31 protein-coding genes are annotated in these 26,565 nt (G+C 67.4%); 9 read left to right on the plus strand and 22 right to left on the minus strand.

Annotated features, from left to right (window positions below):
* Nucleotides 1-23: 23 nt before the first annotated feature.
* The 4 genes from EV662_RS12015 to EV662_RS12030 all read left to right on the plus strand — a co-directional run bounded on the left by EV662_RS12015 (nt 24) and on the right by EV662_RS12030 (nt 3,417).
* Nucleotides 24-854: an SDR family NAD(P)-dependent oxidoreductase gene (locus EV662_RS12015; protein ID WP_132462558.1), complete on the plus strand. Its 831-nt coding sequence runs from the start codon at nt 24-26 to the stop codon at nt 852-854.
* 78 nt (nt 855-932) lie between these two features.
* Complete coding sequence (locus EV662_RS12020) at nt 933-1,505, plus strand: cob(I)yrinic acid a,c-diamide adenosyltransferase (RefSeq protein ID WP_132462560.1); 573 nt, start codon at nt 933-935, stop codon at nt 1,503-1,505.
* Nucleotides 1,506-1,727: 222 nt separating this feature from the next.
* Nucleotides 1,728-2,489, plus strand: coding sequence for an electron transfer flavoprotein subunit beta/FixA family protein (locus tag EV662_RS12025; protein WP_132462562.1), 762 nt, complete (start codon nt 1,728-1,730; stop codon nt 2,487-2,489).
* Between the two features lies 1 nt (nt 2,490).
* A complete protein-coding gene (locus EV662_RS12030) occupies nt 2,491-3,417 on the plus strand; it encodes an electron transfer flavoprotein subunit alpha/FixB family protein (RefSeq protein ID WP_132462564.1) in 927 nt (308 codons plus the stop codon).
* An 88-nt stretch (nt 3,418-3,505) separates the two neighbouring features.
* On the opposite strand, the gene EV662_RS12035 is transcribed toward EV662_RS12030, so the two are convergent.
* On the minus strand, nt 3,506-4,339 hold the full coding sequence (locus EV662_RS12035; RefSeq protein ID WP_132462566.1) for a DUF6473 family protein: 834 nt from the start codon (nt 4,337-4,339) through the stop codon (nt 3,506-3,508).
* A gap of 150 nt (nt 4,340-4,489) precedes the next feature.
* On the opposite strand from EV662_RS12035, the gene EV662_RS12040 reads away from it, so the two are divergent.
* Nucleotides 4,490-5,365 carry a 3-hydroxybutyryl-CoA dehydrogenase gene (locus tag EV662_RS12040; protein WP_132462568.1) on the plus strand — a complete coding sequence of 292 codons (876 nt, stop codon included), beginning with the start codon at nt 4,490-4,492 and terminating at the stop codon, nt 5,363-5,365.
* 61 nt (nt 5,366-5,426) lie between these two features.
* Here the strand turns inward: EV662_RS12040 and EV662_RS12045 are convergent, their stop codons facing one another.
* The 7 genes from EV662_RS12045 to EV662_RS12075 form a co-directional block, all read right to left on the minus strand.
* Nucleotides 5,427-6,314 carry a lysophospholipid acyltransferase family protein gene (locus EV662_RS12045; RefSeq protein WP_132462873.1) on the minus strand — a complete coding sequence of 296 codons (888 nt, stop codon included), beginning with the start codon at nt 6,312-6,314 and terminating at the stop codon, nt 5,427-5,429.
* Between the two features lie 45 nt (nt 6,315-6,359).
* Entirely contained in the window at nt 6,360-6,641 is a 282-nt protein-coding gene (locus tag EV662_RS12050; RefSeq protein WP_132462571.1) for an HPr family phosphocarrier protein, read from the minus strand.
* 9 nt (nt 6,642-6,650) lie between these two features.
* Nucleotides 6,651-7,043, minus strand: coding sequence for a PTS sugar transporter subunit IIA (locus EV662_RS12055; RefSeq protein ID WP_132462574.1), 393 nt, complete (start codon nt 7,041-7,043; stop codon nt 6,651-6,653).
* Nucleotides 7,040-7,966 (minus strand): RNase adapter RapZ, encoded by a 927-nt coding sequence (gene rapZ / locus EV662_RS12060; protein ID WP_132462577.1) that lies wholly within the window; start codon nt 7,964-7,966, stop codon nt 7,040-7,042. Before rapZ ends, EV662_RS12055 begins: the two co-directional genes overlap by 4 nt.
* Entirely contained in the window at nt 7,966-8,397 is a 432-nt protein-coding gene (locus EV662_RS12065; RefSeq protein WP_132462580.1) for an HPr kinase/phosphorylase, read from the minus strand. The genes rapZ and EV662_RS12065 overlap by 1 nt, the downstream gene beginning before the upstream one ends.
* 11 nt (nt 8,398-8,408) lie before the next feature.
* Entirely contained in the window at nt 8,409-10,022 is a 1,614-nt protein-coding gene (locus tag EV662_RS12070) for a sensor histidine kinase (protein WP_132462876.1), read from the minus strand.
* A gap of 118 nt (nt 10,023-10,140) precedes the next feature.
* Nucleotides 10,141-10,842 (minus strand): response regulator transcription factor, encoded by a 702-nt coding sequence (locus tag EV662_RS12075; RefSeq protein ID WP_132462583.1) that lies wholly within the window; start codon nt 10,840-10,842, stop codon nt 10,141-10,143.
* 334 nt (nt 10,843-11,176) lie between these two features.
* Here EV662_RS12075 and EV662_RS12080 point away from each other — a divergent pair, with 334 nt between their 5' ends.
* Nucleotides 11,177-12,775, plus strand: coding sequence for a phosphoenolpyruvate carboxykinase (locus EV662_RS12080; protein ID WP_132462586.1), 1,599 nt, complete (start codon nt 11,177-11,179; stop codon nt 12,773-12,775).
* Nucleotides 12,776-12,867: 92 nt separating this feature from the next.
* Here the strand turns inward: EV662_RS12080 and EV662_RS12085 are convergent, their stop codons facing one another.
* A complete protein-coding gene (locus tag EV662_RS12085) occupies nt 12,868-13,629 on the minus strand; it encodes a sulfite exporter TauE/SafE family protein (protein ID WP_132462589.1) in 762 nt (253 codons plus the stop codon).
* 165 nt (nt 13,630-13,794) lie between these two features.
* Between EV662_RS12085 and EV662_RS12090 the strand changes: the two genes are divergently transcribed.
* Nucleotides 13,795-15,480 (plus strand): acyl-CoA dehydrogenase family protein, encoded by a 1,686-nt coding sequence (locus EV662_RS12090; RefSeq protein ID WP_132462592.1) that lies wholly within the window; start codon nt 13,795-13,797, stop codon nt 15,478-15,480.
* Between the two features lie 54 nt (nt 15,481-15,534).
* Here the strand turns inward: EV662_RS12090 and recO are convergent, their stop codons facing one another.
* Both recO and EV662_RS12100 read right to left on the minus strand, forming a co-directional pair.
* Nucleotides 15,535-16,260 carry a DNA repair protein RecO gene (gene recO / locus EV662_RS12095; RefSeq protein WP_132462879.1) on the minus strand — a complete coding sequence of 242 codons (726 nt, stop codon included), beginning with the start codon at nt 16,258-16,260 and terminating at the stop codon, nt 15,535-15,537.
* 56 nt (nt 16,261-16,316) lie between these two features.
* Complete coding sequence (locus tag EV662_RS12100; RefSeq protein WP_132462595.1) at nt 16,317-16,649, minus strand: DUF1491 family protein; 333 nt, start codon at nt 16,647-16,649, stop codon at nt 16,317-16,319.
* A 69-nt stretch (nt 16,650-16,718) separates the two neighbouring features.
* Here EV662_RS12100 and EV662_RS12105 point away from each other — a divergent pair, with 69 nt between their 5' ends.
* On the plus strand, nt 16,719-16,949 hold the full coding sequence (locus tag EV662_RS12105) for a hypothetical protein (protein WP_132462598.1): 231 nt from the start codon (nt 16,719-16,721) through the stop codon (nt 16,947-16,949).
* Here the strand turns inward: EV662_RS12105 and era are convergent.
* The 5 genes from era to acpS form a co-directional block, all read right to left on the minus strand.
* Nucleotides 16,910-17,818: a GTPase Era gene (gene era, locus EV662_RS12110; protein ID WP_132462601.1), complete on the minus strand. Its 909-nt coding sequence runs from the start codon at nt 17,816-17,818 to the stop codon at nt 16,910-16,912. The genes EV662_RS12105 and era overlap by 40 nt on opposite strands.
* Before the next feature lie 82 nt (nt 17,819-17,900).
* Complete coding sequence (locus tag EV662_RS12115; RefSeq protein WP_132462604.1) at nt 17,901-18,395, minus strand: bacterioferritin; 495 nt, start codon at nt 18,393-18,395, stop codon at nt 17,901-17,903.
* A 122-nt stretch (nt 18,396-18,517) separates the two neighbouring features.
* A complete protein-coding gene (gene rnc, locus EV662_RS12120) occupies nt 18,518-19,198 on the minus strand; it encodes a ribonuclease III (protein ID WP_132462607.1) in 681 nt (226 codons plus the stop codon).
* 6 nt (nt 19,199-19,204) lie between these two features.
* Nucleotides 19,205-19,996: a signal peptidase I gene (gene lepB, locus EV662_RS12125; protein ID WP_132462610.1), complete on the minus strand. Its 792-nt coding sequence runs from the start codon at nt 19,994-19,996 to the stop codon at nt 19,205-19,207.
* Nucleotides 19,997-20,084: 88 nt separating this feature from the next.
* Nucleotides 20,085-20,486: a holo-ACP synthase gene (acpS, locus tag EV662_RS12130; protein WP_132462616.1), complete on the minus strand. Its 402-nt coding sequence runs from the start codon at nt 20,484-20,486 to the stop codon at nt 20,085-20,087.
* Between the two features lie 208 nt (nt 20,487-20,694).
* Here acpS and EV662_RS19560 point away from each other — a divergent pair, with 208 nt between their 5' ends.
* The gene (locus tag EV662_RS19560; protein ID WP_165915585.1) at nt 20,695-21,162 is read left to right on the plus strand and encodes a tetratricopeptide repeat protein; all 468 of its coding nucleotides are present in this window, start codon (nt 20,695-20,697) and stop codon (nt 21,160-21,162) included.
* A 48-nt stretch (nt 21,163-21,210) separates the two neighbouring features.
* Here the strand turns inward: EV662_RS19560 and EV662_RS12140 are convergent, their stop codons facing one another.
* From EV662_RS12140 to folK, 6 genes are all read right to left on the minus strand, one after another.
* Nucleotides 21,211-21,912, minus strand: coding sequence for a hypothetical protein (locus EV662_RS12140; RefSeq protein ID WP_132462618.1), 702 nt, complete (start codon nt 21,910-21,912; stop codon nt 21,211-21,213).
* On the minus strand, nt 21,909-22,658 hold the full coding sequence (locus EV662_RS12145; protein ID WP_132462621.1) for a pyridoxine 5'-phosphate synthase: 750 nt from the start codon (nt 22,656-22,658) through the stop codon (nt 21,909-21,911). Before EV662_RS12145 ends, EV662_RS12140 begins: the two co-directional genes overlap by 4 nt.
* Nucleotides 22,659-22,677: 19 nt before the next feature.
* Nucleotides 22,678-23,319 (minus strand): DUF2062 domain-containing protein, encoded by a 642-nt coding sequence (locus EV662_RS12150; protein WP_341799083.1) that lies wholly within the window; start codon nt 23,317-23,319, stop codon nt 22,678-22,680.
* A 32-nt stretch (nt 23,320-23,351) separates the two neighbouring features.
* Nucleotides 23,352-25,472, minus strand: coding sequence for a RelA/SpoT family protein (locus EV662_RS12155; protein ID WP_132462627.1), 2,121 nt, complete (start codon nt 25,470-25,472; stop codon nt 23,352-23,354).
* 64 nt (nt 25,473-25,536) lie between these two features.
* Complete coding sequence (gene rpoZ, locus EV662_RS12160; RefSeq protein ID WP_132462630.1) at nt 25,537-25,899, minus strand: DNA-directed RNA polymerase subunit omega; 363 nt, start codon at nt 25,897-25,899, stop codon at nt 25,537-25,539.
* 36 nt (nt 25,900-25,935) lie between these two features.
* Entirely contained in the window at nt 25,936-26,523 is a 588-nt protein-coding gene (gene folK, locus EV662_RS12165) for a 2-amino-4-hydroxy-6-hydroxymethyldihydropteridine diphosphokinase (protein ID WP_243695836.1), read from the minus strand.
* Nucleotides 26,524-26,565: the final 42 nt, after the last annotated feature.

A 26,565-nucleotide genomic window follows, 5' to 3' on the forward strand; every position in this document is an offset into this window, starting at 1 on the left:
CGGTCCAGAGGCGAGTGGTTAAGATGGCGCAAAGATCGGTGCTGATCACCGGCTGCTCGTCCGGCATCGGCTATGACGCGGCCCACGCCATGGCCGCCCGCGGCTGGCGCGTCTTCGCCACCTGCCGGGCCGAGGCCGATTGCGACCGCCTGCGCGGCGAGGGACTGGAAAGCTTTCGCCTCGATTATGCCGACGAGGCCAGCATCGCGGCGGCGGTGGACGAGGCCCTGTCGCGCACCGGCGGCCGTCTTGACGCGCTGTTCAACAACGGTGCCTTCGCCTGCCCCGGCGCGGTCGAGGATCTGCCGCGCGGCGCGTTGCGGGAAATCTTCGAGACCAACCTTTTCGGCGTGCACGACCTGACCGTGCGGCTGATTCCGGCAATGCGGGCGCAGGGGCACGGGCGCATCGTCAACTGTTCCTCGGTGCTGGGATTCGTGCCGATGAAATGGCGCGGCGCCTACGTGTCCACCAAATACGCCCTCGAAGGGCTGACCGACACGCTGCGGCTGGAAATGCGCGACACGCCGATCAAGGTGATCCTGATCGAACCTGGCCCCGTCACCTCGCAAATCCGGGCCAATTCCATTCCCCATTTCGAACGCTGGGTGAACTGGCAGGCCAGCCCGCGCGCACGGCAATACCGCGACAGCCTGCTGAAACGCCTGTACGAAAAACGCGGCCCCGACCGGTTCGAACTGCCGCCCGCGGCGGTCAGCCGGAAACTGGCCCACGCCCTGGAACACCCGCGCCCGAAACCGCGCTATTTCGTCACCACGCCGACCTACCTGATGAACGCGCTGCGCCGGGCGTTGCCCACGGGGGCGCTGGACTGGATCATCGAGAAAGGCTGACCTTCCGGGTTCGCTTTCGGGACCGGACCCGCTATGTCGCCACGAAACCCAACCGACAACCGCCGCAGGGGAGAAACCATGGTCGTTCTGAACAAGATCTACACCAAGACCGGGGATGACGGGGAAACCGCCCTGGGCGATGGCAGCCGGGTGGCCAAGCACGGGATGCGGGTTACCGCCTATGGCACCGTGGACGAGGCGAACGCCACCGTGGGCATGGCGCGCCTGCACGCCTCGGGCGAGATGGACGCCCGTCTTGCCGCGATCCAGAACGACCTGTTCGACCTCGGCGCCGACCTGTGCCGGCCCGACCTGCACAAGGATGCCGATGCGGAATACCCCCCGCTCAGGATGATCGAAAGCCAGATCAAGCGGCTTGAATCCGAGATCGACGCGATGAATTCCGGGCTGGAGCCGCTGCGCAGCTTCATCCTGCCCGGCGGCTCGGCCCTGTCGGCGCATCTGCACCTGTGCCGCACCGTGACCCGCCGCGCCGAACGCGAGACGGTGGAACTGGCCACGATGGAATCGGTCAATCCCTGGGCGGTGAAATATCTCAACCGGCTGTCCGACTGGTTCTTCGTCGCCGCCCGCGCCGCGAATGACAGCGGCAAGGCCGACGTGTTGTGGGTTCCCGGAGCGAACCGCTGAGCCGATGGCGAAGCGGCAAAGGCGCAGCCTTTGGCGACGGGAAGCGCCGAACGCCACCCCGCCAGCGCGCCCGCAACAATCGAAAAGATGGGCAGCGTGACGTCGAAATTTCCTGTCGCGTCGATTTTGACCTGTTTTCCCGGTTTCAGACTCGCTAACAAACGCCGGAATGACTGACCTGCCCCGGTTGCGGGGCGCGCCAAGCCAAGGAGACACACGCCGATGAAGGTACTCGTGCCTGTCAAACGCGTGATCGACTACAACGTGAAGGTCCGCGTCAAGGCGGACGGCACGGGGGTCGATCTCGCCAACGTCAAGATGTCGATGAACCCCTTCGACGAGATCGCCGTGGAAGAGGCGATCCGCCTGAAAGAGGCCGGCAAGGCCGACGAGATCGTGGCCGTGTCGATCGGCGTGAAGCAGGCGCAGGAAACCCTGCGCACCGCGCTGGCCATGGGCGCCGACCGGGCGATCCTGGTGGTCGCGGCCGACGACATCCACACCGATATCGAACCCCTGGCGGTGGCCAAGATCCTCAAGGCCGTGATCGACGAGGAACAGCCGGGCCTCGTGCTGGCCGGCAAGCAGGCGATCGACAACGACATGAACGCCACCGGCCAGATGCTGGCGGCGCTGCTGGGCTGGTCGCAGGGCACCTTCGCGTCCAAGCTGGACATCGAGGGCGACCACGCGCTGGTCACCCGCGAGGTCGACGGCGGCCTGCAGACCATCAAGGTGAAGATGCCCGCCATCGTCACCGTCGACCTGCGCCTGAACGAGCCGCGCTATGCCTCGCTGCCCAACATCATGAAGGCGAAGAAAAAGCCGCTGGATGAAAAGACGCCCGCCGATTACGGCGTCGATGTCACGCCGCGGCTGAGCGTTCTGAAGACCGCCGAGCCGCGCGAACGCCAGGCCGGCGTCAAGGTCGGCTCGGTCGACGAGCTGATCGCGAAACTGAAAGACGAAGCGGGGGTGCTCTGACATGGCCGTTCTTCTTCTTGCCGAAGTCACCGGCGGCGAGCTGCAGCTTGACGCCACCGCCAAGGCCGTGACGGCCGTCAAGGGCCTGGGCGACGTGACCGCCCTGTGCGTGGGCGCCCATGCGCGCGCCGCGGGCGAAGCCGCCGCGAAAATCGACGGCGTGGCCCGCGTGCTGGTCGCCGAGGACGCGATCTACGGCCACCGCCTGGCCGAACCCACCGCGGACCTGATCGTCTCGCTGGCGGGCGACTATGACCACATCGCCGCACCGGCGACGACGGACGCCAAGAACATCATGCCGCGGGTCGCCGCGCTGCTGGATGTCATGGTGATTTCCGACATCGTGGGCGTGGTCGATGCCGACACGTTCGACCGGCCGATCTATGCCGGCAACGCGATCCAGACCGTGAAATCGTCCGACGCGAAAAAGGTGCTGACGATCCGCACCTCGACCTTCGACGCCGCCGGCGAAGGCGGCGCGGCCCCGGTCGAGAACGTGGCCGCCGCCGCCAATCCGGGCCTGTCGGAATGGGTCGAGGACACCGCCGCCGAAAGCGACCGGCCGGAACTGACCTCGGCCGACGTGATCGTGTCGGGCGGCCGCGGCGTCGGGTCCGAGGACGATTTCAAGCTGATCGAGACGCTGGCCGACAAGCTGGGCGCCGCGGTCGGCGCTTCGCGCGCGGCGGTCGATTCGGGCTATGCGCCGAACGACTGGCAGGTGGGCCAGACCGGCAAGGTCGTCGCGCCCGACCTGTATATCGCGGTGGGCATTTCCGGCGCGATCCAGCACCTTGCGGGGATGAAGGATTCGAAGGTCATCGTCGCGATCAACAAGGACGAAGAGGCGCCGATCTTCCAGGTCGCCGATTACGGCCTGGTGGCCGACCTGTTCGACGCGGTGCCCGAGCTGATCGAAAAGCTCTAGGCGAACGCGACCGATCCAAATGGAACGGGCCCGCTTCGGCGGGCCTTTTTCATGGCGGCACGCAGCGCCGGACCGGCCCGGTCCCGTGTCAGGCGGCGGTCAACTCGCGCAGGACCAGTTCCAGTTCCGCGGCGATCTCGGCATGCACGGCCGGCCCCGGCAATTGCGCCGCCGCTGGTTCTTCCATCTCGGGCACGATCATGCCCTCGGTGCCGTTGGCCATGGCTTCGGGCGCGACCGACACCTCGACCACGCGCGAGAAATAGGGGCGCACCGTGTCCAGCATGTGCCGCGTGACGAACAGCGGGTCATCGCCCAGCCCGTCGGCATGCTGCTCGCTTTCAGGCGAGCGGGTCGACAGCCACAAAAGGACCTTGTGGCCGGGCAGCCGCGTCGCCAGCAACCGCATCCGCGCCTGCCAGGCCATCTGCAACTCGGCCACGACGATTTCGAAGGCGGCCTCGGATTTCTCCTTCAGCGCGCTCAGCATGTGGCGGGTGAAATGGAACTCGGTGAAGTCGATCCCCGGATACAGCGCCTTCAGCATCGCCGAGGCGCGCAGGAAACGGTCGTTGCGCCGCGGATGCACCACGTAGAACCGATTCGACATGTTCTGCGCGCCCAGCGCCTGGATCACCGTCACCTTGGCCCCGCTGGCCACCTCCATCACGGTGGAATCGTTGACGAAGACGTCGATCCCCGCGTTGACGCAGCCAAGGTTGACGAAGGGCATCCCCAACGCGTCCTCGACCAGTTCGGTAAACGGCCTGGGGATGAACTTGCCATAGGTCTCGGTGCCGCCGATCGCGGTGCAGTAATCCCCCCCCAGCTCTCGCTTGGGCCCCCGGAACAGCAATCGTGAACTTCCATAGCGGCACGGAAAGTAGGACATCGCCCCGGTGCCAACCTTGTCAAAACTCATGTTCTTCCCGCTCGGCTTTGCGACTCACCGTCCCGAGACTGACCGCCACCGGTTTCGAAGTCGCTAATTCTCGCATTTTAGACATATCCCGACCTTGCGCGGGGGGCCGGGCGCACCTTAAGGTCGCGCCAGAAGCGCAAGGGTACTCTCATGGACATCAGGACGGTCGGGGTGGTCGGCGCGGGCCAGATGGGCAACGGCATCGCCCATGTCTTCGCGCTCGCCGGCTTCGAGGTGACGATGCACGACATCTCGGAGGACGCGCTGGGCAGCGCGCTTTCCACCATCGGGAAAAACCTCGACCGGCAGGTGTCGCGCGGCAAGATCACCGAGGACGACAAGGCCGCCGCGCTGTCCCGGATCAAGACCACGAAGACCCTGACCGATCTCGGCGCCTCGGACCTCATCATCGAGGCCGCGACCGAACGCGAAACCGTCAAGACCGCGATCTTCGAGGATCTTCAGCCGCACCTGAAACCCGACACGATCCTGACCTCGAACACCTCGTCGATCTCGATCACCCGGCTGGCCAGCCGCACCGACCGGCCGGAAAAGTTCATGGGCTTCCATTTCATGAACCCGGTGCCGGTGATGCAGCTGGTGGAACTGATCCGCGGCATCGCCACCGACGAAGCCACCTACAAGACGCTGCTCGGCGTGGTGGAAAAACTGGGCAAGACCGCCGCCTCGGCCGAGGATTTCCCCGCTTTCATCGTCAACCGCATCCTGATGCCGATGATCAACGAGGCGGTCTATACGCTGTACGAAGGCGTCGGATCGGTCAAATCGATCGACGAATCGATGAAGCTGGGCGCGAACCACCCGATGGGGCCGCTGGAGCTGGCCGATTTCATCGGGCTCGACACCTGCCTTGCGATCATGAACGTGCTGCATGACGGACTGGCCGACACGAAATACCGCCCCTGCCCGCTGCTGACCAAGTATGTCGAGGCCGGCTGGCTGGGCCGAAAGACAAGTCGCGGCTTCTACGATTACCGCGGCGAAACGCCCGTCCCCACCCGGTAGGACGCCCCACCGCACGCAGTGCCAGAAGGCGTGCGCCGAAGGCGCTCCTTTCGGCGACCGGCTAGACCAGCGCCAGCGTCCGGTCCCGCAGCCAGCCCACAAGACCGCGCGGGTTGTCCCGCCACCGCTCGATCTCGTCGCGCCCGATCGCCGGGCCCACCACCGGGGCCTGCGGCCGGTTCAGCGCGTGACAGACCTCGTACAGCAACAGTCCCTGCCGCAGCGTCGGCGACACCTGGTTGGCCATCTGGTACCAGCGCGAATTCGCCCCGGGAAACCGGATTGGCACCAACTGCGCGCCCGATCGCAGGATCATCTTGGCGGTGAACGGGTTCCAGTCGGCCTCGATGGCCGGGCCGAACATCGTGTGCGACGCGGCCACCACCCCCGACGGAAACAGCGCGATGGCCCCGCCTTCGGCGAGATGCGCCATGGCGCGGCGGCGCATCTCCAGGTTCTGTTCCAGCGCGTCCGCCTCGTGCGGGAACGGCACCGGGATCATGAAACGCTCGATCTCGCCCACCCCGGTCAAAAGCGACCGGGTCAGGATCTTGTAATCCGTGCGCACCCGCCCGATCAGCTCGGCCAGGACCATCCCGTCGACCAACCCGTGCGGGTGGTTCGCCACGACCACCAGCGGGCCGGTTTTCGGAATCCGGGCGATCTGTTCGGCCGGGGTTTCCAGCGTGATCCCCATCACGTCCAGCGCCTGGCGCCAGAACCCCTGGCCGTCGGGCACGCCCATCGCCTCGAACCGGCGGATCAGCCGCAACAGCCGCAGCTTGCCGGTCGCGTATTCCATCGCCTGGATGGTGCGCCGCTGAACCGGGTCGGAAAAGGTACCGGCATAGGACAGCCGGCGCGATTCATAGGGCTGCTCGGCCAACCGGCTGCCGTCGCCCTGGCCCGCGGCACGTGGCGCGGCCACGCGCAGGCGGGCGGATTTCATTCCGGTCGTGTCAACCACCTGTGGGCTGTCCCCGCACTGGTTCGGCTACATGTCCTCGCCAAAGCGCGCGGCCACCAGGCGCTCCAGCGCATCGGCCAGCGCGTCGGCCTCGGGGCCGCTGGTGCGAACCTCGATCGTGGTTCCCTTGGACGCTGCCAACATCAAAAGCCCCATGATCGAATCGCCCGAGGCGCTCATCCCGTCGCGACTGACCTCGGCCTGCGCGTCGTGTTCCTCGACGCATTCCACGAACTTCGCCGAGGCACGCGCATGCAGCCCCTTCTCGTTCACGATCTCCAACCGCCGGCTGACGCCGGTTCCGCCCATCCGCACGCCCTAGAATCCCCCTGCATCGAAACTGTCGATATACTTGCGCCCCGCCGCCAGCGCCGAAGCCGTCGCCTCGCCCACGCTCAACCGCCGCGACTTGGCCAGCTTGATCAGCATCGGCAGGTTGGCCCCGTACAGGATGCGCCGGTCCGACGGCACGCAGGCCCGGATCGACAGGTTCGAGGGCGAGCCGCCGAACATGTCGGTCACCACCACCACCCCGTCGCCGGTATCGACCTCGTCGGCGGCGCGGCAGATCTCGTCCTGCTTGGCGGCACGGTCGTCATCGGGCGCGATCGCGATCGCGCGAATGCCGGGCTGGTGACCGACCACGTGCTCGACGGCGGCCAGGTATTCCCGGGCCAGCCCGCCATGCGCGACGATGACGATTCCGATCACGCACCCTTTCCCGTCGCCTGCGCGGGCGCACCCTGCGTCCGCCTCTCCATCTCTCTATGTCTTATAGACACTTGCCATTCCGTTGCCGCAAGCCTCTTTGCCACGGCTTCCGCCACGGCGACCGACCGGTGCTGGCCCCCGGTGCAGCCGAACCCGATCGAGATATGGCTTCGGCCCTCGTCACGATGGGCCGGCAACACGAACCCGGCCAGCCCGCTCACGCGCTCGATGAACTCGGCGAAACGCGGGTCGGCGGCGATATAGTCCAGAACCGCCCGGTCGCGCCCATCCAGCGCGCGCAACGCGCTTTCCCAGTATGGGTTCCTCAGGAACCGGCAGTCGAACGCCATGTCCAGCCCGTGCGGCATGCCCCGCTTGTAGGAAAAGGAATGCAGCGACACCGCCAGCGGTGCGGCGCCGCCCGCGGCGAAACACGCGGCCATCTCGGCGCGGAACTCGTGAATGGTCAGGTCGGATGTGTCGACCAGGATCGTCGCCAGGTCCCGGATCGGCACCAGCAGGTCCAGTTCGCGCGCCACCCCGTCGGCGGGGCTTTCGGCCGGCGCCATCGGGTGGCGCCGCCGGGTTTCCGAGAACCGGCGCAGCAGGACCTCGGGCCGGCACTCCAGGTACAGGACATCCGCCTCGATATCGGGCGCGGCGGCCAGCTGGCCGATCAGGTCGGCCAGCGCCCGGGCGGAAAAGTCACGCGTGCGCGTATCGACGCCCAGCGCCAGCGACGGGCGCAGCGGCGGGCCGTCCAGAAGCCGCGGGATCAGCGACAGGGGCAGGTTGTCGATCGCCTCGAACCCCAGATCCTCCAGCACGTTCAGCGCCGTCGACCGCCCCGCGCCCGAGGCGCCCGTCACCAGCACGACACGCTGGACGGGGGGGGCTTGGTCGGTCTGGGGGGCATCGGGCATCAGTCGGTGCGGCCATGGGTCAGGTGCAGCAGGATCGCTGCGGGGAAATATGGCTGATCGACCCGGTGAAGCAAGGGCACGGCGCGTTCAAGAAATCGCGCCTCGCGGCGCGGCGGCAGGCGCTCGGTCTCGGGGCGGTCCAGGTCGACGGCCAGCGCGACCGGCGCCTCGGCCTGCACCGGGGCGGCCAGCAGCCCGACGAAGCGCGCCTCGATCCGGCCGCGGATCGCGTCGGGGGCCCGCGCCATCAACCCGCCCGCGCCCGCGCTCAGGATCGTTCGGTCATCCGCCACCAACCGGGCGCCCAGCGCGATCAACTGCAGCGCCAAGGCCGACTTGCCCGCGCCCGACCCGCCCAGGATCAGAACGGCCCGGCCATCGGCGGCGACACAGCTGGCATGAACCGTAACGGGGTCGCCGGGCCCGGCCACGCGCCCGCCGCTCAGAGCGGCAGGCCCACGACAAAGCGCGCGCCCAGCGGTTCAGAGGTGATGTCGGCCGTGGTCGGGCGAATGTTCTCGGCCCAGATCACGCCGCCATGGGCCTCGACGATCTGTTTCGAGATCGCCAGGCCAAGGCCCGAGTGGTTGCCGAACTGCCCGGCGGGGCGTTCGGAATAGAACCGGTTGAAGATCTTGGCCAACGCCTGGTCCGGGATGCCCGGCCCGGTATCCTCGACCACGACCAGAACCCGGTTGTCGCGGGTCCGCGCCCAGATGCGCACCGCGTCGCCCGCCTCGCAGAACGACACCGCATTGGTGATCAGGTTCACGAAGACCTGCGCCAGCCGCGGCTCCAGCCCGTTCAGGTTGATCGGGTCGGGCGGCAGGTCGGCGATGAAGTCGACGCCCTTTTCCCGGGCCTCCTTGCCCAGGTGGTCGGTCAGGCTTGTCAACAGCTTGACCAGGTCGAACGTTTCCTCCTCCTCGCGGACCAGTTCGCTGTCCAGGCGCGAGGCGTTCGAGATGTCGCTGACCAGCCGGTCCAGCCGGCGCACGTCATGTTCGATCACGTCCAGCAACTTGGCGCGCTGGTCGTCGCGCTTGGCCACGCGCAGCGTGCCGGTGGCCGACCGCAGGCTGGCCAGCGGGTTCTTGATCTCGTGCGCGACATCGGCGGCGAACTGTTCGTTCGCGTCGATCCGGTCGTACAGCGCCGCGACCATGCCGCGCAGCGCGCCCGACAGCCGGCCGATCTCGTCGGGGCGGGCGCCCAGGTCGGGGATGCGCACGCGCACCGGGTTCATCTTGCGCGCGTTGCGGTCGCGGCCCATCTCGGCCGCGGCGGCCAGGTCTGCCAGGGGGTTGGCGATGGTCGAGGCCAGCACCAGCGAAAGCCCGATCGACACCAGGATCGCGATCACGAAGACCTGCAGCACCTGTTCGCGCTCGATCCGGACCAGCCAGTCGATCTCGCCGCTGGCCGAGGTCAGCGCGACCACGCCCACGGTCTGGCCGTCCTGCACGATCGGCGTGGTGACGGTAAAGGCGGTGCGGCCGCGGTCGTCAACGCCGGTCTCGACCTGGGCACCGATCTCGAGGGTGCGCTCGACCTGCTTGCGCAGCCGCTCCTGCGGGTCGGCACCACCGGGGCCCGACCGGTCCGACCCGGTGACCCGCGCCAGCCCCTCCCAGACCATGTTCAGGAAATCGGTGATGATGGTGATCCGGCGCTCATCCTCGTAAGGGGTCACCGGCCAGTCGGGGCTGGCGATGCCACGGGCGCGGCCCACCAGCCCGATCGCATCGTCGAACACGAAGACATCGGCGCCCGGCGCCAGGTCCAGCGCCGAAAGCGTGCCGCCCACGTCCAGCCCGTCGCCCGAGGCGAAATCGACCGGCACGCCGGGCGCCATCTGCGCCTCGAACACGTCGGCGACCAGTTCGGCCTCGGCGACCATGCCGCTTTCGCGCTGGCTCAGCAGGCTGTCGCGCGCGGGGTTGAGGTACAGCACCCCCGAGATCAGGACGATCTGGGCGATCAGGTTGAAGGTGATGATCTTGCGCGCCAGCGGCGACCGGTTCAGCGAGACGAAGCTGCGGCCCTCGCGCTGCATGCGGATCTCGCCGTCGAGCCCCGAATTCGGTGCGACCCAGTCCTCGCCGAGGACGACGTCTCCGTCCGATGTCCGCTTCGTGTCCCGCACGGCCGCCCCCGGCTCCGCGTGTCGATCGTCACTCCTCGTTGTAACGATACCCGATCCCGTAAAGCGTTTCGATGGCCGAGAAATCCGGGTCCACCTGGCGCATCTTCTTGCGCAGCCGCTTGATATGGCTGTCGATCGTCCGGTCGTCGACATAGACCTGGTCGTCATAGGCCACGTCCATCAGCTGGTCGCGGCTCTTGACGAAACCGGGGCGTTGCGCCAGCGCCTGCAGCAGCAGGAACTCGGTCACGGTCAGCGACACGTTCATGCCCTTCCAGGTGACCGCGTGGCGCAACGGGTCCATCGTCAGCTGGCCCCGCACCATCACCTTGGTTTCCTCGGGCGCGGGCCCGGAATCAGAGGCGATCACCTCCTGCCGGCGCAGCAGCGCGCGGATGCGTTCGACCAGCAGGCGCTGCGAGAAGGGTTTCTTGACGTAATCGTCCGCGCCCATGCGCAGGCCCAGCACCTCGTCGATCTCGTCATCCTTCGAGGTCAGGAAGATGACCGGCATGTTGGTCTTCTGCCGCACGCGCTGCAGCAGGTCCATGCCGTCCATCCGGGGCATCTTTATGTCGAAAACGGCCATGTCGGGCAGGCGCTTGTTGAACGCGTCCAGCGCCGCCTGGCCGTCATTGTAAGTTTCCACCTCGAAGCCTTCGGCCTCCAGCGTCATGGAAACGGAGGTCAGGATGTTCCTGTCGTCGTCAACCAGCGCAATCCTGGACATGGGAAATTCCTTGTACTGCTCAGCGTCGCATGTGCCTGATTTTTGGCGCCATTCTTTCCAGATCGGCCCCGCGAATCAATCTTTAACTCCGAATCACGGCTTTCTCGTGGCAACAATCAACGCCGAAATCCCTGATACATTGCTAATCCGCACCAGTTCACCGAATTTCCGGTCGCCAAGGGGGCAACAATCGCCCGGGCGCGACCGATGATTGCGCTAACGACGCGCGCGAAGTCATATGATTGCGCTAACGCCCTTCCCCGACCTGTTGTTTCATGAAACCGACATGTTATAGCCGCGCCACCAACCAACGCGGCGTCATGGAGGGTGCGACATGGAAATCGGACGGGTTAATCCCGCGCAACGCCTTGAAGATCAAGGCATCACCGGCCTCGGCAAGGTATATTACAACCTGCTGGAACCGGCCTTGATCGAAGAGGCGCTGAAGCGCGGCGAAGGCACGCTGGGCCAGGGCGGCGCGTTCCTGGTGACCACCGGCGAACACACCGGCCGGTCGCCCAAGGACAAGCATGTCGTGCGCACCCCCGATGTCGAAGACACGATCTGGTGGGAAAACAACCGCCCGATGACGCCCGAGGCCTTCGACACGCTGCATGCCGACATGCTGGCGCACCTGAAGGGCCGCGAGGTCTTCGTCGAGGACCTGTATGCCGGGGCCGATCCGTCCAACCGGCTGGACGTGCGCGTGGTCACCGAAATGGCCTGGCACGGCCTGTTCTCGCGCCACCTGCTGCGCCGGCCCGCGCTGGACGAACTCGACAGCTTCGCGCCCGAGTTCACGGTCATCAACTGCCCCAGCTTCAAGGCCGATCCCGAACGGCACGGCTGCCGCACCCGCACCGTGGTCGCGATGAACTTCGCGAAAAAGCTGATCCTGATCGGCGACACCGAATATGCGGGCGAGATCAAGAAATCGGTCTTCACGCTGCTGAACTACATCCTGCCCGGCAAGGGCATCATGCCGATGCACTGCTCGGCCAACCACGCGCCGGGCAACCCGGTCGACACGGCCGTGTTCTTCGGCCTGTCGGGCACCGGCAAGACCACGCTGTCGGCCGACCCGGCGCGCACGCTGATCGGCGATGACGAACACGGCTGGTCGGACAAGGGCACCTTCAACTTCGAGGGCGGCTGCTACGCCAAGACCATCAACCTCAGCGCCGAGGCCGAACCCGAGATCTACGCCACCACCACCAAGTTCGCGACCGTGATCGAGAACATGGTGTTCGACCCGCATTCGCTGGATCTCGATTTCGAGGACGACTCGCTGACCGCGAACACGCGCTGCGCCTACCCGCTGCACTATATCTCGAACGCGTCCGACACGGCGCTGGGCGGGCATCCGAAAAACATCATCATGCTGACCTGCGATGCCTTCGGGGTGCTGCCCCCGATCGCGCGGCTGACCCCGGCGCAGGCGATGTATCACTTCCTGTCGGGCTTCACCTCCAAGGTGGCGGGCACCGAAAAGGGCGTGACCGAGCCCGAGCCCACCTTCTCGACCTGCTTCGGCGCGCCCTTCATGCCGCGCCGCCCCGAGGTCTACGGCCAGCTGCTGCGCGAAAAGATCGCCACCCATGGCGCGACCTGCTGGCTGGTGAACACCGGCTGGACCGGCGGCGCCTATGGCACCGGCTCGCGCATGCCGATCAAGGCCACCCGCGCCCTGCTGGCCGCCGCGCTCGACGGGTCTCTGAACGAGGCCGAGTTCCGCAAGGATCCGCATTTCGGCTTCGAGGTGCCGCTGGCGGTCGAGGGCGTGGCCGAGGTCCTGCTGGATCCGCGCCGCACTTGGGCGGACCCGGCCGCCTATGACGCGCAGGCGCAGAAACTGGTCGGGATGTTCTCCGAGAACTTCGCGCAGTACCTGCCCTTCATCGACGACGATGTGCGCGAGGCCGCCATCGGCTGAACGCCGGTTCCGCATCGCGACTGACGATCAAGGCCCGGTCCCCCGACCGGGCCTTTTTCCATGGCCCGGCACCGCCCCCCTTGCTGCCGGCCTCAGCCCATCAGCCCCTTGCGCACCAGGTTCGCCGCCGCCACCGTCAGCACCACCAGCGTCGCCTTGCGGAACCGTCCCGCGTCCAGCCGATCCTGAACCCGAAACCCCAGCCACATACCCAGCGCCGCCGGCACCACCAGCGCCGCCGAAAACGGCAACGTCGCGGCGTTCAGCACGCCCGACCCCAGATGCGCGACCAACAGCATGACCGCGCCCAGCAGGAACACCACGCCCTGCACCCGCACCATCTCGACCTTCTCGGTGTTGACGCTGAGAAGATAGGCGATCACCGGCGGCCCCCAGACCCCCGAGATGCCGCCAAAAACCCCGCTCAGCAGGCCCAGCCCCACCTCGGCCCGCAACCGGTGGCGCACCGGCAGGATCAGTTGCCGTCCCATCAGTTGCGACACGGTGAACAGCGCGATGGGCACGCCCAGGATCAGGTACATCGCCCGGTCCGGCAGGATCGTCACCAGCGGCGCGCTCAGCGCGATGGCCGCGACCACGCACAGGATCAGCACGCGGTATTTCACGATCGACCCCCAGGCCGCCGCCGCCCCCTGCCGAAAGGCCTGCGCCACGTTGGTCAGCAGCGTCGCCAGGATCAGCCCGGCCAGCGCGGTTTCGGCCGGCAGGAAACTCGACAACCCCGAGATCAGGATCATCGGCAGCGCAAAGCCGACCGCGCCCTTCACGAATCCGGCGCAAAGCGCGACCGCGACCGCGGCGGCGAAAAGATGCGGCTCGATGCCAAGGATCATGGGGCGACACCCTCCTGACTGCCGCTATATCCTTCCTTGACCGGCGCTGCAGCGGCAAAATAGACCCGACATTATCCTTCAAAAAGCCATGGATGATTGAATTTTTGTTGCGCTGCACCTGCGAAAGACCTATGTCACCCCAAGCCCGCAAGAAGGAGACGATTCATGCCCCATGACGGCCAGGACATGCCCCAAGCCCAGACCCTTCTGCTGCCCGATCTTCTGGCGCTGACAAAGGCCGCGCTCGCCCCGGTCGAAACCGTGCTGGCCGCCGCCCGGGACGCGCTTGCCGCGCAGGTGACCGAAGACGACCGCGTCTCGGGCCGCCTGATCGAGGCGCACCAGACCGCCGCCCACGGGCTGGCGTGGCTGGCGACCTATACGCAGGCCCTGCAACAGATGCAGGCCTGGGCCGAACGGTTGCAATCCGATGGCAAGTTCGGCGAGGTCGAACAGTTGCTGCACCAGATCGCCTTCGGCGAATACCTCTCGCAGATCGCCGGCGGCATCCCGATGAGCCAGACCGAGATCGTGCGCCTGCCCGATATCGGCGTGACCCAGGACCAGCAATGCGCGCTGATGACAGACGCGGTGATGACGCTGACCCGCGCGGGCAACACGCCCGCCGCCCGCGCCCGCCTCGTCCAGCTGATGCAGGAGCAATCCGCCAACGTCACCGTCGGCGCCACCGGCCTGGATGACGAACTGGAAATGATCCGCGAACAGTTCCGCCGCTTCTCCGTGGACCGCGTGGAACCCAACGCCCATGAATGGCACCTCAAGGACGAGCTGATCCCGATGGAGATCATCGAGGAGATGGCCGAACTGGGCGTGTTCGGGCTGACCATCCCCGAGGAATACGGCGGGTTCGGCCTGTCCAAGGCGTCGATGTGCGTCGTGTCCGAGGAACTGTCGCGCGGGTACATCGGCGTGGGCTCGCTGGGCACGCGCAGCGAAATCGCCGCCGAACTGATCCTCTGCGGCGGCACCGAGGACCAGAAACAGCACTGGCTGCCGAAACTCGCCAGCGCGGAAATCCTGCCCACCGCCGTCTTCACCGAGCCGAACACCGGCTCCGACCTCGGTTCCTTGCGCACCCGCGCGGTCAAGGTGGGCGACGATTACGAGGTGACCGGCAACAAGACCTGGATCACCCACGCCGCGCGTACCCACGTGATGACCCTTCTGGCCCGCACCGACCCCGAAACGTCGGATTACAAGGGCCTGTCGATGTTCCTGGCCGAAAAGACGCCGGGCACCGACGAGAACCCGTTCCCGACCCCCGGCATGACCGGCGGCGAGATCGAGGTGCTGGGCTATCGCGGCATGAAGGAATACGAACTCGGCTTCGACAAGTTCAAGGTCAAGGGCGAGAACCTGCTCGGCGGGGTCGAGGGCCAGGGCTTCAAGCAGCTGATGCAGACCTTCGAATCGGCCCGCATCCAGACCGCCGCGCGCGCGATCGGCGTGGCGCAATCCGCGCTCGACGTGGCGATGCGCTATGCCCAGGACCGCAAGCAGTTCGGCAAGCCGCTCATCGCCTTCCCGCGCGTCGCGGACAAGCTGGCGATGATGGCGGTGGAAATCATGGTGGCGCGTCAGCTGACCTATTTCTCGGCCTGGGAAAAGGACAACGATCGCCGCTGCGACCTCGAGGCCGGGATGGCGAAACTTCTGGGCGCCCGCGTCGCCTGGGCCTGCGCCGATAACGGGCTGCAAATCCACGGCGGCAACGGCTTCGCGCTGGAATACTCGATCAGCCGCATCCTGTGCGACGCGCGCATCCTGAACATCTTCGAGGGGGCCGCCGAGATCCAGGCGCAGGTCATCGCCCGCCGCCTGCTGGGCTGATCCCGTCCACAAGGAACAACAGGCCCCGGCCCGCGCGCCGGGGCCTTTTCCTTGTCAGCCCATCCGCCCCAAAAGCGTCACCAGCCGCGCCCGCGCCCCCGGCAGCGGCTTGTCGCCCAGCGCGGGCGCCAGCCATTTCTCCAGGAAATGCCCCGTCGTGCGCAGCCCCTCGGCGATTTCCTCGCCCCGCACCGGCCCCTGCCCCAGCAGGCAGGGCGGCAGCGGCAGCAGACGGTCGGCCCACTCCCCCGCCCCTTCGGCGCTGACCGCGCGGCCCGTTTTCGGCGACACGTAAACCAGATCGTCCCGGTCCCCCGTCACCGCGCAGCGGCTCAGGTCCAGCCCGAACCCCATCTCGTCCAGCAACGCCAGTTCCCAGCGCAGATAGGCCAGGGGCCAGGCCTCGGCATGGCCCAGCAGGTCCAGCAACGTCACCGACCGGGCATACAGAGCGGGATGCGGCGCGCGTTCGGGCAGGGAAAAGGACAACAGCGCCGTGATCGCGTTCAGCCCCGCCAGCGCCCGCCCGTCGCCCATCACATGCGCGCTGCGGCTGCGCACCGGCTCCACCGTATAGCTGCCGATATGATCCTCCAGCCGCGCCTTCCACACCACCGCAAGCTGCGCGCCGGGCTGCAGCACCGGGGCCATCCGCCGCCCCGCCCCGCCGCGCACCACGCCCATGTGCCGGCCATGGCCGGCGGTGAACAGCTCGACGATGGCCGCGCTTTCGCCATGCGGCCGCACGGACAGAACCGCCCCTTCGTCGCGCCACTCGATCATGGCTCCCCGCGCATCTTTTTCTTGGTGGAAATACTCAATCCCGACCCTGGCCGTCACGCAAGGCCGGGTTCGTCGAGCAGGTGGCGCCCATACCGATCCTCGACCTCGATCACCCACAGATCGGGGTCGAACCCGCGCTGGCGCGCGATGGCCGCGTCCACGCCCGCCTCGTCGCCCTCGGCCAGCACCACCCAAACCCGGTCACCGCTCATCAGGTCGAACGACCGCTGGAACGCCCGCGCCTGCCCGTCCAGCGTGTTCAGCTTGACCAGGACGGCGCCCGCCGTGTCGTCGCCATGGGCCACGACAAATCCCGGGATCCCGGCCAGCCGCAGCCGCGCCAGATAGGCCTTGACCCAGAACTCGGCGCTCAGGCGGGGGGACATGTTGCCCTCTGGCCCTTGCCGCGGGATGCGCTAGGTTGCCCGAAACCAGACCAAGGACACGACCCGCCCATGCCCGCGCTTCCGCCGTATTCGAAACCGATCATCGCCGCCGCCATCGTGCTCGACATCCTGGTGTTCGGGCTGGGGGCCCGCGCCTTCATCCTGCAATTGCTGATGATGATCGCCAACCTCGCGGTTTGCCTCGTCCTTTACTGGGCGCTTCTCGGCCATTTCACCACGCCGCCGGGCGATGCCGAGGATCAATCCCCCTCGCGGAAATCCAGCCCCATCTCGGAATAACGCTCGGCCTCGTCCAGCCAGCCGGGCCGCACCTTGACCGTCAGGAACAGGTGAACGGGCCGGTCCAGGAACTCGGCGATCTCGGCGCGGGCGGCCTGGTTCACCGCCTTGATCGTCTCGCCCTTGTGGCCCAGCACGATGCCCTTGTGGCCGTCGCGCGCGACATAGACCACCTGGTCGATCCGCGTCGACCCGTCCTTGCGGTCCTCCCAGTTCTCGGTCTCGACCGTCAGCTGGTAGGGCAGTTCCTGGTGCAGCCGCAGCGTCAGCTTTTCGCGGGTCATCTCGGCGGCGATCATCCGCATCGGCAGATCGGCGATCTGGTCCTCGGGATACAGCCACGGCCCCTCGGGCAGGGTCTCGGCCAGCCAGCGGCGCAGATCGTCCACGCCATGGCCCCGTTCGGCCGAGATCATGAAGGTTTTCGCGAACGGATAGGCCTCGTTCAGGTCCGCCGACAGCGCCAACAGCGCCTCGGCCTTGACCCGGTCGATCTTGTTGATCGCCAGCGCGACGGTCTGGCCCTCGGGCACCCGCTCGCGCAGCGCCTCCAGGATCGCGTTGACCCCGGCCGTGCGGCCGCGATGCGCCTCGACCAGCAGCACCACGATATCGGCATCCGCGGCCCCGCCCCAGGCCGCCGCCACCATCGCCCGGTCCAGCCGCCGGCGCGGCCGGAACAGCCCCGGCGTATCGACGAAGACGATCTGCGCGTCGCCCTCCATCGCCACGCCGCGGATGCGGGCGCGGGTGGTCTGTACCTTGTGGGTGACGATCGACACCTTGGCGCCCACCATGCGGTTCAGCAGGGTGGACTTGCCCGCATTGGGCTCTCCGATCAGGGCAACGAACCCGCAGCGTGTATTCATGCGCTTTTTTCTCCGGCTCAGGGCCGGGGTTTACGCCATCTTGGCCGCGTGCGCCAGCGGGTTACGCCACCCCTCGCCTGGCTCAGGCGTCTGCGTCGCCGGTCGCGCCCGCAAACGAAACATGCTTGGCGCTGTAGGCCTGTTCGCCAAGACGCTTGATCAGGCTGATCTGCAGCTCCAGCCAGCTCTTGTGGCCCTCTTCATCCAGCACGATCTTTTCGAACAGGGTGCGGCTGCCGATATCGCCCAGTTCGGCGGCCTGTTGCGCTGCCTTGGAATAGACCTCGATGGCCTCTTCCTCGTCGGCCAGGTCCATCTCGAACATCTCGACAAGGCTGTCCGCCTTCTTCGGCTGCTTCTGAAAGCGCAGCTCGGGCACGCCGCCCAGGAAGATGATCCGCTCCATGAACAGGTCGGAATGGCCGATCTCTTCTTCCATTTCCTCGCGCATCTTGGCGGCCAGGATATCCAGCCCCCAATCCTCCAGCACATGGGCATGCAGCTGGTACTGGTGACCGGCGGTCATTTCCATTTCCAGCGCTTTCTGAAGGTTCTCGATCGTTTGCACGTTGGACATCTGGCGTTCCTTTCCTCTGTCACGAGCCGCTCGGACAATAACCCAAGAATTTCTGTCAGGTCTAACCTGCATCCGCAACACATCTTTGACGGATCACAGGTCGATGGGAACGCCGCGCCCGTTCAGCCCTGCAACCGGTCCAGAAGCATGGTCGCCGCCGCCTGCTCGGCCTGCCGCTTGGCCCCGGCGGTGGCCTGCGCCTCGGCGCCGTTCTCCAGCCGCGCGGCGATGGTAAAGCGGGGGGCGTGGTCGGGGCCTTCGCGGGCGATCTCGACATATTGCGGCGGTTTCAGCCCGCGCGCCTGCGCCCATTCCTGCAGCGCGGTCTTGGCGTCGCGCGCATCCGTTTCCACCGCGCCGATCCGCGCCCCCCACAGCCGCAGCACCAGGTCGCGCGCCGCCTCGAACCCCGCATCGCGATAGACCGCGGCGATCACCGCCTCCATCGCGTCGGCCAGCAGCGCCTCCTTGCGCCGGCCGCCCGACATCATCTCGGACCGGCCCAGCTTCAGCACATCGCCCAGCCCGATCTCGCGCGCGACATCGGCGCAGGTCTCGCGGCGCACCAGCGCGTTGAACCGCGGCGCCAGCTGGCCCTCGGTGGCCTTGCCATCCGCGCCCAGCAAGGCCTCGGCCATCACCAGCCCCAGCACCCGGTCGCCCAGGAATTCCAGCCGCTGGTTGTCGGGCCGGGTCGGGCTGGACAGCGAGGAATGGGTCAGCGCCCGCAGCAGCAATTCGGGCCGGCGGAACCGGTGCCCAAGCCGCGCGGCAAATGCCTCAAGTTCGGCCGAAAGCTTCACGCCGCCTCACTCGATCGCCTTGAAGAACCGGTCGGCCCGCCAGGTCCAGACAAAGAACAGCGACCGCCCCGCGGACGAGAACATGATGCGGTCGGCCCGCCCGATCAGGTTTTCCGCCGGCACGAAACCGACGCCCCCGTTGGCGCGCGCATAGCGGCTGTCCTGGCTGTTGTCGCGGTTGTCGCCCATGAAGAAATACTGCCCCTCGGGCACGGTAAACAGCGGCGTGTTGTCGGAAAAGAACCCGTCGCGGATGTTCAGGATGTCATGGCTGGCCCCGCCCGGCAGGGTTTCGCGGCTGCGCGACTTGGTGCAGGTGCCGCCCTCGCCCACCGGCGCGTTCTCGCATTGCGGGTAATAGCCCATCGGCCCCTGGCGTGCGTAAACCTCTTCGAACTGCCCGGCCGGTTCCACCTGGACCGGCGCGCCGTTGATATGCAGCACCCCCTGCTTCATCTGCACCGTATCGCCCGGCAGGCCGACCAGCCGCTTGATGAAATCCGACCCGTTCACCGGGTGGCGGAACACCACCACGTCGCCGCGTTCGGGGTCCGAGGCCAGGATGCGGCCCTCGAACGGGCACATCGAGAACGGGCAGGAATGGCGCGAATAGCCATAGGCCATCTTGTTGACGAACAGGAAATCGCCGATCAGCAGCGTGTCCTTCATCGACCCCGAGGGGATCCAGAACGGCTGAAAGAACAGCGTGCGAAAGATGCCCGCGATCAGCAGCGCCCAGAAGATGGTCTTGATCGTCTCGACGATGCCGCCCGACTGCTTCTCGCCCGCTTTCGCCATCTGCCCGGTCCTGCCTGCCTGTTGTGCCGTCGTCGCTTCATGCGGGGGCGGGCGCGGCCTGTCAAGGCGACCGCCCGGCACGGGCCCGTTACCCGATGGGCCGCGCCTCGATCAGCACGAAGGCCTGCGCCCAGGGGTGGTCGTCGGTCAGCGACACGTGCACGACCGCCTCGTGGCCCGGCGGGGTCATCTCGGCCAGCCGCTCGGCCGCCCAGCCGGTCAGGTGCATCACCGGCTGCCCGGTCTCCAGGTTGGCCACCGCCATGTCCTTCCAGGCGATGCCCATGCGCAGCCCGGTGCCCAGCGCCTTGGAACAGGCCTCTTTCGCGGCCCAGCGCTTGGCATAGGTGCCCGCCACGTCGGCGCGGCGCTCGGCCTTGCGCTGTTCGACATCGGTGAAAACACGGTTGCGGAACCGGTCGCCGAATTTCTCCAGCGTGGCGGCGATGCGCTCGATATTGGCCAGGTCGGTGCCGACGCCCAGGATCATCGCCCGGCCCTCCTGCGCCGCCGTTCCCCCTCGCCCGCCGCGCCAACGTCCTTGAACCTGACCGCCTGCATCGGACCCTTTCCTTCCCGCCGTCGGCCTGCCCTTACGCCACAATCCGGCCCAGGGCAAACCCCGCGCCGCCGCAACCCGTTGGACCCCCCGCATGTTTCCTGCTTTGCTGGGGCAAACGCAGACAAGGGACGGGCACATGGCATTCGAAGACATGGCCGAGGCCGCGCTGGACATGCTGGCCAACGCGCCCGGCGCGCGCAGCGACCCCGACGGCACCGCCCGCGCGGTCAAGGCCGCGCTGGCCACCGCGCCGCATGACCTCGACGTGCGGCTGGGCGCCTATCGCTTCTATTTCTACACCCACCGCTTCGCCCAGGCCGTCCCCCAGGCCGAGGCGATCCTGGCGCTGGCCGCGCAACGGCTGAACGTGCCCGCCGACTGGCGCGACGTGCGCCCCGCCGACGCCGCGTTCAGCGCCGCGGACCTCGCCCCGGGGCTCTATCTTCAGGCGCTGATCGCGCTGGCCTATTGCCACATGCGGCTGGGCGATTTCGAAACCGGCCAGCCCTACCTGGACAAGGCGTTCGAACTCGACCCGACCGACCGCTTCGCCGCGATCCGCCTGGTCCGCGCCGCCGCCGCGCGGGACGACGACGAGGCGTAGCCCGCCACGGGGGCGGCGGCCCCGTGCGCCCCAACCCTTGGTTCGGGCTCAATCCCGGGGCGCGTCCATGACCGGCGGCGCGTCGTCCAAGAACCAGCGCCGCACCCATCCCGACCAGTCGATGTCAGACAGGGCAATCCCCGCGTTCCGGGCCTGCTCATACGCCTGTCCGGGGGCCGCGCGTGCCTTCTCCCACAGGTCTTCCCGTGTCGGAATATCCTCGTATCCCGGCAGTTCCTCGCGGATCATCGCCGTGCAGTCGAAGGCGTCCTCGGCCGCGCGCCGCGCCGCTTCGGGATCGTCCCCCGCCCCCAGCGCGGCCTCCAGACCGGCCATGTCACGTGCGGTCGCGCAGGCGTCGTTGACCTCCAGCACCAGCGCACCGGCAACGACGCCCGCGCCGACAAAGGGTATCGCTTCACCGGCCGCGGACGCGATGCTGCGTGCCGCACCGCGCTGGACCCGACGCGTCACATTCCGCGACGTGGTCCGCACGATTCGCCGCTGCGCCTTTTGCCGGGCCGCTTTCCGCGTGGCCTCGCGCACCGCCGGTGTGGCAATCCCCGCGGCCGAAAGCGCGCTCGACGCCGCGGCGTAGAACCCGTTCACCGTGAACAAGGCGACGTTGAAGACCAGCAAGGCCGCCAGAAACAGCGGCACGATCACCCGCCAGGCGGCACGGGCGATCCAAATCGGGAAATGCAGGACCGCGCCGGCGGCGCGCAGGGCAACGCGACCAAGGCCGCTCAAGGCCGCGCCGCGTCCATCAGCCGGCGCATTTCCCGGATCGACCCGTCCAGCCCGCGAAAGATCGCCTCGCCGATCAGGAAATGCCCGATGTTCAGCTCGCGCACCTCGGGGAACGCCGCGATGGGCGCCACCGTGTCGTAGGTCAGCCCGTGGCCCGCATGCACCTCCAGGCCAAGCGCATGGGCATGGGCCGCCATCGCCCGCAACCGCTCCAGTTCCGCGTCGCGTTCCTCGGGCCGCCCCTCGGCATGCAGGTCGCAATAGGCCCCGGTATGCAGTTCGACCACCGCCGCGCCGATCCGGGCCGAGGCCTCGACCTGCGCGGGATCGGCCCCGATGAACAGCGACACCCGGCAACCCGCCTCGCGCAAGGGCGCGATGAACCGGGCCAGCCGGTCCTCGTCGCCGGCCACGTCCAGGCCGCCCTCGGTCGTGCGCTCCTCGCGCTTTTCGGGCACGATGCAGACCGCGTGGGGTTTGTGGCGCAGGGCGATCGCCTGCATCTCGTCGGTGGCCGCCATCTCCAGGTTCAGCGGCACCGACAGCGCCGCCATCAACCCGTCGATGTCGGCATCCGAAATATGCCGCCGGTCCTCGCGCAGATGGGCGGTGATGCCGTCCGCGCCCGCCGCCTCGGCCAGTTTCGCCGCGCGCACCGGATCGGGATAGGCCGAGCCCCGCGCGTTGCGCACGGTCGCCACGTGGTCGATGTTCACGCCCAGCCGCAGATGCGTTTCGTCCGCCATGTCTTCCCCCTTGCCGGTCTCAGGTCCGGTCCTCGGCCTTGGCCGCCTTGCGCCGCAACTCGGCCAGTTTCTGTTTCAGCCGCCCGCGGCGGCGGTTCTGGTAGGCGGTGATCACGGGCACCGTCAGGTAATAGGCCACCAGCCCCGCGACGATGCCGGGCACCAGCCCGCCGACCAGATAGGGCAGGAACACCTCGTGGTAAAACTGCGCCAGCTTGGCCCAGTTCGCGTCGGCCGCGCTGAACACCGCGAACAGGTTGTCCTTCAGGTCGGCCGCCGCGCCCCCGAACTTGGCCATCAGGGTGGTTTCGGTCGCCCCGTCGAAACGGCTGCCCAGCAGGAAATGCCCGGTCTGCAGCGACACCACCGCGATCGGCAGATAGGTCAGCGGGTTGCCGAACAGCGTGGACAGAAGCGCGGCGATAAGGTTGCCGCGCATCGCCCAGGCCAGCAGCGCGGCCAGCACGAAATGCAGCCCGAAAAACGGCGTGAAGGACACGAAGACCCCGGCAAAGACACCCCGCGCGATCCGGTGCGGCGGGTCCGGCAGCCGGCGCAGCCGGTGGGTGATGTAATAGACCGCCCGCCCCCACCCGCCGCGCGGATAGACGCTGTCCAGCATCACCTGCCCGAACTTTCGCTTGTCGCGGCGCTTGAACACCAAGCCGGTCGTCCTTGTCTGTCGGCCGCACCCTACTCGGCGCGTTCGGGGTCTCGGTACCGTTCGATCTCGGCCACGTCGCTCTCTGCTTCAAGCGCGGTCATCACGGTATGCAGATGTTCGACGTCGCGCAGGTCCACCTGAATCAGCAAACGGTAAAAATCCGGCTTCTTGTCGACGAATTCCATGTCGGAAATATTGGCCTTCTGCTCGCCGATCAGCGTGCAGATGCGCCCCAGAACGCCCGCGTCGTTGCGGATGGTGATATACAGGCCGACACTGTGTACCGCCGGGTGCTTGCCCGAATGCCAGTGCAGGTCGACCCAGCGGTCGGGCTGGTCCTCGAACTTTTCCAGCCGCGGGCAGTCGATGGCATGCACCACAACGCCGCGCCCGCGCCAGGTGATGCCCACGATCCGCTCGCCCGGGACCGGCTGGCAGCAGGGCGCGCGGGCAAAGGTTTCATCGGGCGACAGGCCCACCACCGCGCGGGACGCGTCGATCTCGTCCCCGCCCGAGATCGCCAGGTCGGGATACAGCGCCTCGACCACGTCCTGCGCGCGCAGCTCGGCCGAGCCCAGCCGCGCCAGCAACTCGGCCGCGCTGTGCAGCCCGAAACTGCGCGCCGCGGTCCGCAACGCCTTGTCCGTCGATTTCTTGCCGACATGCTCGAACGCGACGCGCGCCAGTTCCCGGCCCAGCTTGATATAGCGTTCCCGGTCTTCCTCGCGCAGCGACTTGCGGATCGCGGCCTTGGCCCGGCCGGTCACCACGATATCGATCCAGGTGGCCTGCGGGCGCTGGCCTTCGGCGGTGATGATCTCGACCGACTGCCCGTTCTTCAGCCGGGTCCACAGCGGCACACGGATGCCGTCGACCTTGGCCCCCACGCAGCTGTCGCCGATCCGGGTGTGGATCGCATAGGCGTAATCAAGGGGCGTCGCGCCGCGGGGCAACTTGACCACGTCGCCCTTGGGCGAAAAGCAGAACACCTGGTCGGTGTACATCTCCAGCTTGACGTGTTCGAGGAACTCGTCGTGGTCCTCGGCATTCTCGAACCGTTCCGTCAGCGAGGCCAGCCACTTCGCCGGGTCAACGGCGAACGGGTTCTCGGCCCGCACCCCGTCGCGATAGGACCAGTGCGCGGCCACGCCGCTTTCGGCCACCTCGTGCATCTCGCGGGTGCGGATCTGCACCTCGACCCGCTTGCCGTCGCGCCCCGACACCGTGGTCTGGATCGACCGGTAGCCGTTCGATTTCGGCTGGCTGATGTAATCCTTGAACCGCCCCGGCACCGCCCGCCAGCGCTGGTGGATCGCCCCCAGCACCCGGTAGCAATCGCCCTCGGACCCGGTGATGACCCGGAACCCGTAGATGTCCGACAGCCGGGAAAAGCCCTGGTCCTTCTCCTCCATCTTGCGCCAGATCGAATAGGGTTTCTTGGCGCGGCCGAACACCTCGGCCTCGATCCCCTCGCGGTCCAGTTCCTTGCGGATGTCCTGGGTGATCTGCTGGATCACGTCGCCGGTTTCGCGCTGCAACGTGATGAACCGGCGCATGATCGAGTTGCGCGCCTCGGGATTCAGCACCCGGAACGCCAGGTCCTCCAGCTCCTCGCGCATCCACTGCATGCCCATCCGGCCCGCCAGCGGCGCGAAGATGTCCATCGTCTCGTGGCTCTTGCGCACCTGCTTTTCATGCGGCAGCGACTTGATCGTGCGCATGTTGTGCAACCGGTCGGCCAACTTGACCAGGATCACCCGCAGGTCCTTGGACATCGCCATGAACAGCTTGCGGAAATTCTCGGCCTGCTTGGTCTCGGACGAGGACAGCTGCAGGTTGGTCAGCTTGGTCACGCCGTCCACCAGTTCCGCCACCTCGTTGCCGAACAGCCGCTCGACCTCGCGGTAGGTGGATTTCGTGTCCTCGATCGTGTCGTGCAACAGCGCCGTCACGATCGTCGCGTCGTCCAGCCGCTGTTCGGTCAGGATCGCGGCGACCGCGACGGGATGGGTGAAATATTCCTCGCCCGACCGGCGCAACTGGCCGGCATGCATCTCGCGCCCATAGGCATAGGCGCGGCGGATCAGGTCTGCATCTGTCCTGGGGTTGTAGTTGCGGACCAGCGAGATCAGGTCTTCGACGTCGATCATGCGGCCGCAAGCCTTAGGTGGGGGCGCGGGCCGGCCGATCGTGTCGCGCGCGCGCCCCGTGGGGTTATTTCTGGGACTGCGCTTCCATCAGGGCACGCAGCAGCTTTTCCTCGGACATGTCGTCCTCGCTCGGGCGGTCCGGTTCGGCAACGCCGCCGCCCATCAGCAGCGCCATGGAATCCTCTTCCGGCTCGTCGACCTCGATCTGGGTCTGGTTGGCCTCGATCATCCGCTCGCGCAGGTCGTCGGCCGACTGGGTTTCCTCGGCGATCTCACGCAGCGCGACCACCGGGTTCTTGTCGTTGTCGCGGTCGATGGTCAGCGACCCGCCCGCGGCGATCTCGCGTGCCCGGTGAGAGGCAAGCAGCACCAGCTCGAACCGGTTCGGAACCTTGTCAACGCAATCTTCTACCGTCACGCGGGCCATGGCGCTCTCCGATCCTAGGGAGGTTGAACCGCCTTTCTATTGGGTCTCAAAGGCCTTGACAAGGGCGGAAAGCCCCGACCAAGGCCCCGAAACCGGGGAAATCGCGGCCTTTTCGGCCTCGGGCAGCGCCGCCAGCATCTCGGCCACGCTCTGCCAGAGAATCGGGTGGCGCCAGTCCGGCGCGATCTCGGCCAGCGGCACCAGCACGAAGGCCCGGTCCTGCAACCGGGGGTGCGGCAGGATCAACTCGCCCGGCGCGTCCCTGGCCTGTGCCTCGGGCGGCAGGTCGCGCCAGCGGGTCTGGGTCGCCGCATCGGGCAGCACCAGGTTCCCCATCGCCACCAGGTCCAGGTCCAGCGTGCGCGCCGCCCAGCGCGCCCCGCGCTCGCGCCCAAAGGCCGCCTCGACCGCGTGCAGCCGTTCCAGCACCGCCTCGGGCGGCAGCGCGGTTTCGATCTCGGCCGCCGCGTTGACGAAGTCGGGACCGGCGCCCGGCGGCCAGCAGGGGGTGCGGAAGAACCGGCTGATTCGCGTCACGCGAAGTGATTCGCAATCCAGCGATTCCAGCGCCGCGGCCAGCGTCCCGGACAGCGACCGGCCCCGGGCCGCGACATTCGACCCCAAGGCAACTTGTCCTTTTGGACTGGTTTTTGCATAATTTAACGG

Origin of the sequence: Rhodovulum marinum, from assembly GCF_004343075.1 — a bacterium.
GTDB lineage: Bacteria > Pseudomonadota > Alphaproteobacteria > Rhodobacterales > Rhodobacteraceae > Rhodovulum > Rhodovulum marinum.

Bases quoted from the DNA above. Each gene is read 5' to 3' on its own strand.
- EV662_RS12030 (WP_132462564.1), top strand. From the start codon at position 2,491: ATGGCCGTTCTTCTTCTTGCCGAAGTCACCGGCGGCGAGCTGCAGCTT.
- rapZ (WP_132462577.1), bottom strand. From the start codon at position 7,966: ATGCCCGATGCCCCCCAGACCGACCAAGCCCCCCCCGTCCAGCGTGTC.
- era (WP_132462601.1), bottom strand. From the start codon at position 17,818: ATGAATACACGCTGCGGGTTCGTTGCCCTGATCGGAGAGCCCAATGCG.
- EV662_RS12105 (WP_132462598.1), top strand. From the start codon at position 16,719: ATGCCCGCGCTTCCGCCGTATTCGAAACCGATCATCGCCGCCGCCATC.
- EV662_RS12155 (WP_132462627.1), bottom strand. From the start codon at position 25,472: ATGATCGACGTCGAAGACCTGATCTCGCTGGTCCGCAACTACAACCCC.
- acpS (WP_132462616.1), bottom strand. From the start codon at position 20,486: ATGATCCTGGGCGTCGGCACCGACCTGGCCAATATCGAGCGCATCGCC.
- EV662_RS12070 (WP_132462876.1), bottom strand. From the start codon at position 10,022: ATGCAGCGCGAGGGCCGCAGCTTCGTCTCGCTGAACCGGTCGCCGCTG.
- EV662_RS12090 (WP_132462592.1), top strand. From the start codon at position 13,795: ATGCCCCATGACGGCCAGGACATGCCCCAAGCCCAGACCCTTCTGCTG.
- EV662_RS19560 (WP_165915585.1), top strand. From the start codon at position 20,695: ATGGCATTCGAAGACATGGCCGAGGCCGCGCTGGACATGCTGGCCAAC.
- EV662_RS12040 (WP_132462568.1), top strand. From the start codon at position 4,490: ATGGACATCAGGACGGTCGGGGTGGTCGGCGCGGGCCAGATGGGCAAC.
- EV662_RS12075 (WP_132462583.1), bottom strand. From the start codon at position 10,842: ATGTCCAGGATTGCGCTGGTTGACGACGACAGGAACATCCTGACCTCC.
- EV662_RS12100 (WP_132462595.1), bottom strand. From the start codon at position 16,649: ATGTCCCCCCGCCTGAGCGCCGAGTTCTGGGTCAAGGCCTATCTGGCG.
- rpoZ (WP_132462630.1), bottom strand. From the start codon at position 25,899: ATGGCCCGCGTGACGGTAGAAGATTGCGTTGACAAGGTTCCGAACCGG.
- lepB (WP_132462610.1), bottom strand. From the start codon at position 19,996: ATGGCGAAAGCGGGCGAGAAGCAGTCGGGCGGCATCGTCGAGACGATC.
- EV662_RS12035 (WP_132462566.1), bottom strand. From the start codon at position 4,339: ATGAGTTTTGACAAGGTTGGCACCGGGGCGATGTCCTACTTTCCGTGC.
- EV662_RS12080 (WP_132462586.1), top strand. From the start codon at position 11,177: ATGGAAATCGGACGGGTTAATCCCGCGCAACGCCTTGAAGATCAAGGC.
- EV662_RS12045 (WP_132462873.1), bottom strand. From the start codon at position 6,314: ATGAAATCCGCCCGCCTGCGCGTGGCCGCGCCACGTGCCGCGGGCCAG.
- EV662_RS12050 (WP_132462571.1), bottom strand. From the start codon at position 6,641: ATGGGCGGAACCGGCGTCAGCCGGCGGTTGGAGATCGTGAACGAGAAG.
- EV662_RS12085 (WP_132462589.1), bottom strand. From the start codon at position 13,629: ATGATCCTTGGCATCGAGCCGCATCTTTTCGCCGCCGCGGTCGCGGTC.
- EV662_RS12025 (WP_132462562.1), top strand. From the start codon at position 1,728: ATGAAGGTACTCGTGCCTGTCAAACGCGTGATCGACTACAACGTGAAG.
- EV662_RS12145 (WP_132462621.1), bottom strand. From the start codon at position 22,658: ATGGCGGACGAAACGCATCTGCGGCTGGGCGTGAACATCGACCACGTG.
- EV662_RS12015 (WP_132462558.1), top strand. From the start codon at position 24: ATGGCGCAAAGATCGGTGCTGATCACCGGCTGCTCGTCCGGCATCGGC.
- EV662_RS12020 (WP_132462560.1), top strand. From the start codon at position 933: ATGGTCGTTCTGAACAAGATCTACACCAAGACCGGGGATGACGGGGAA.
- EV662_RS12115 (WP_132462604.1), bottom strand. From the start codon at position 18,395: ATGTCCAACGTGCAAACGATCGAGAACCTTCAGAAAGCGCTGGAAATG.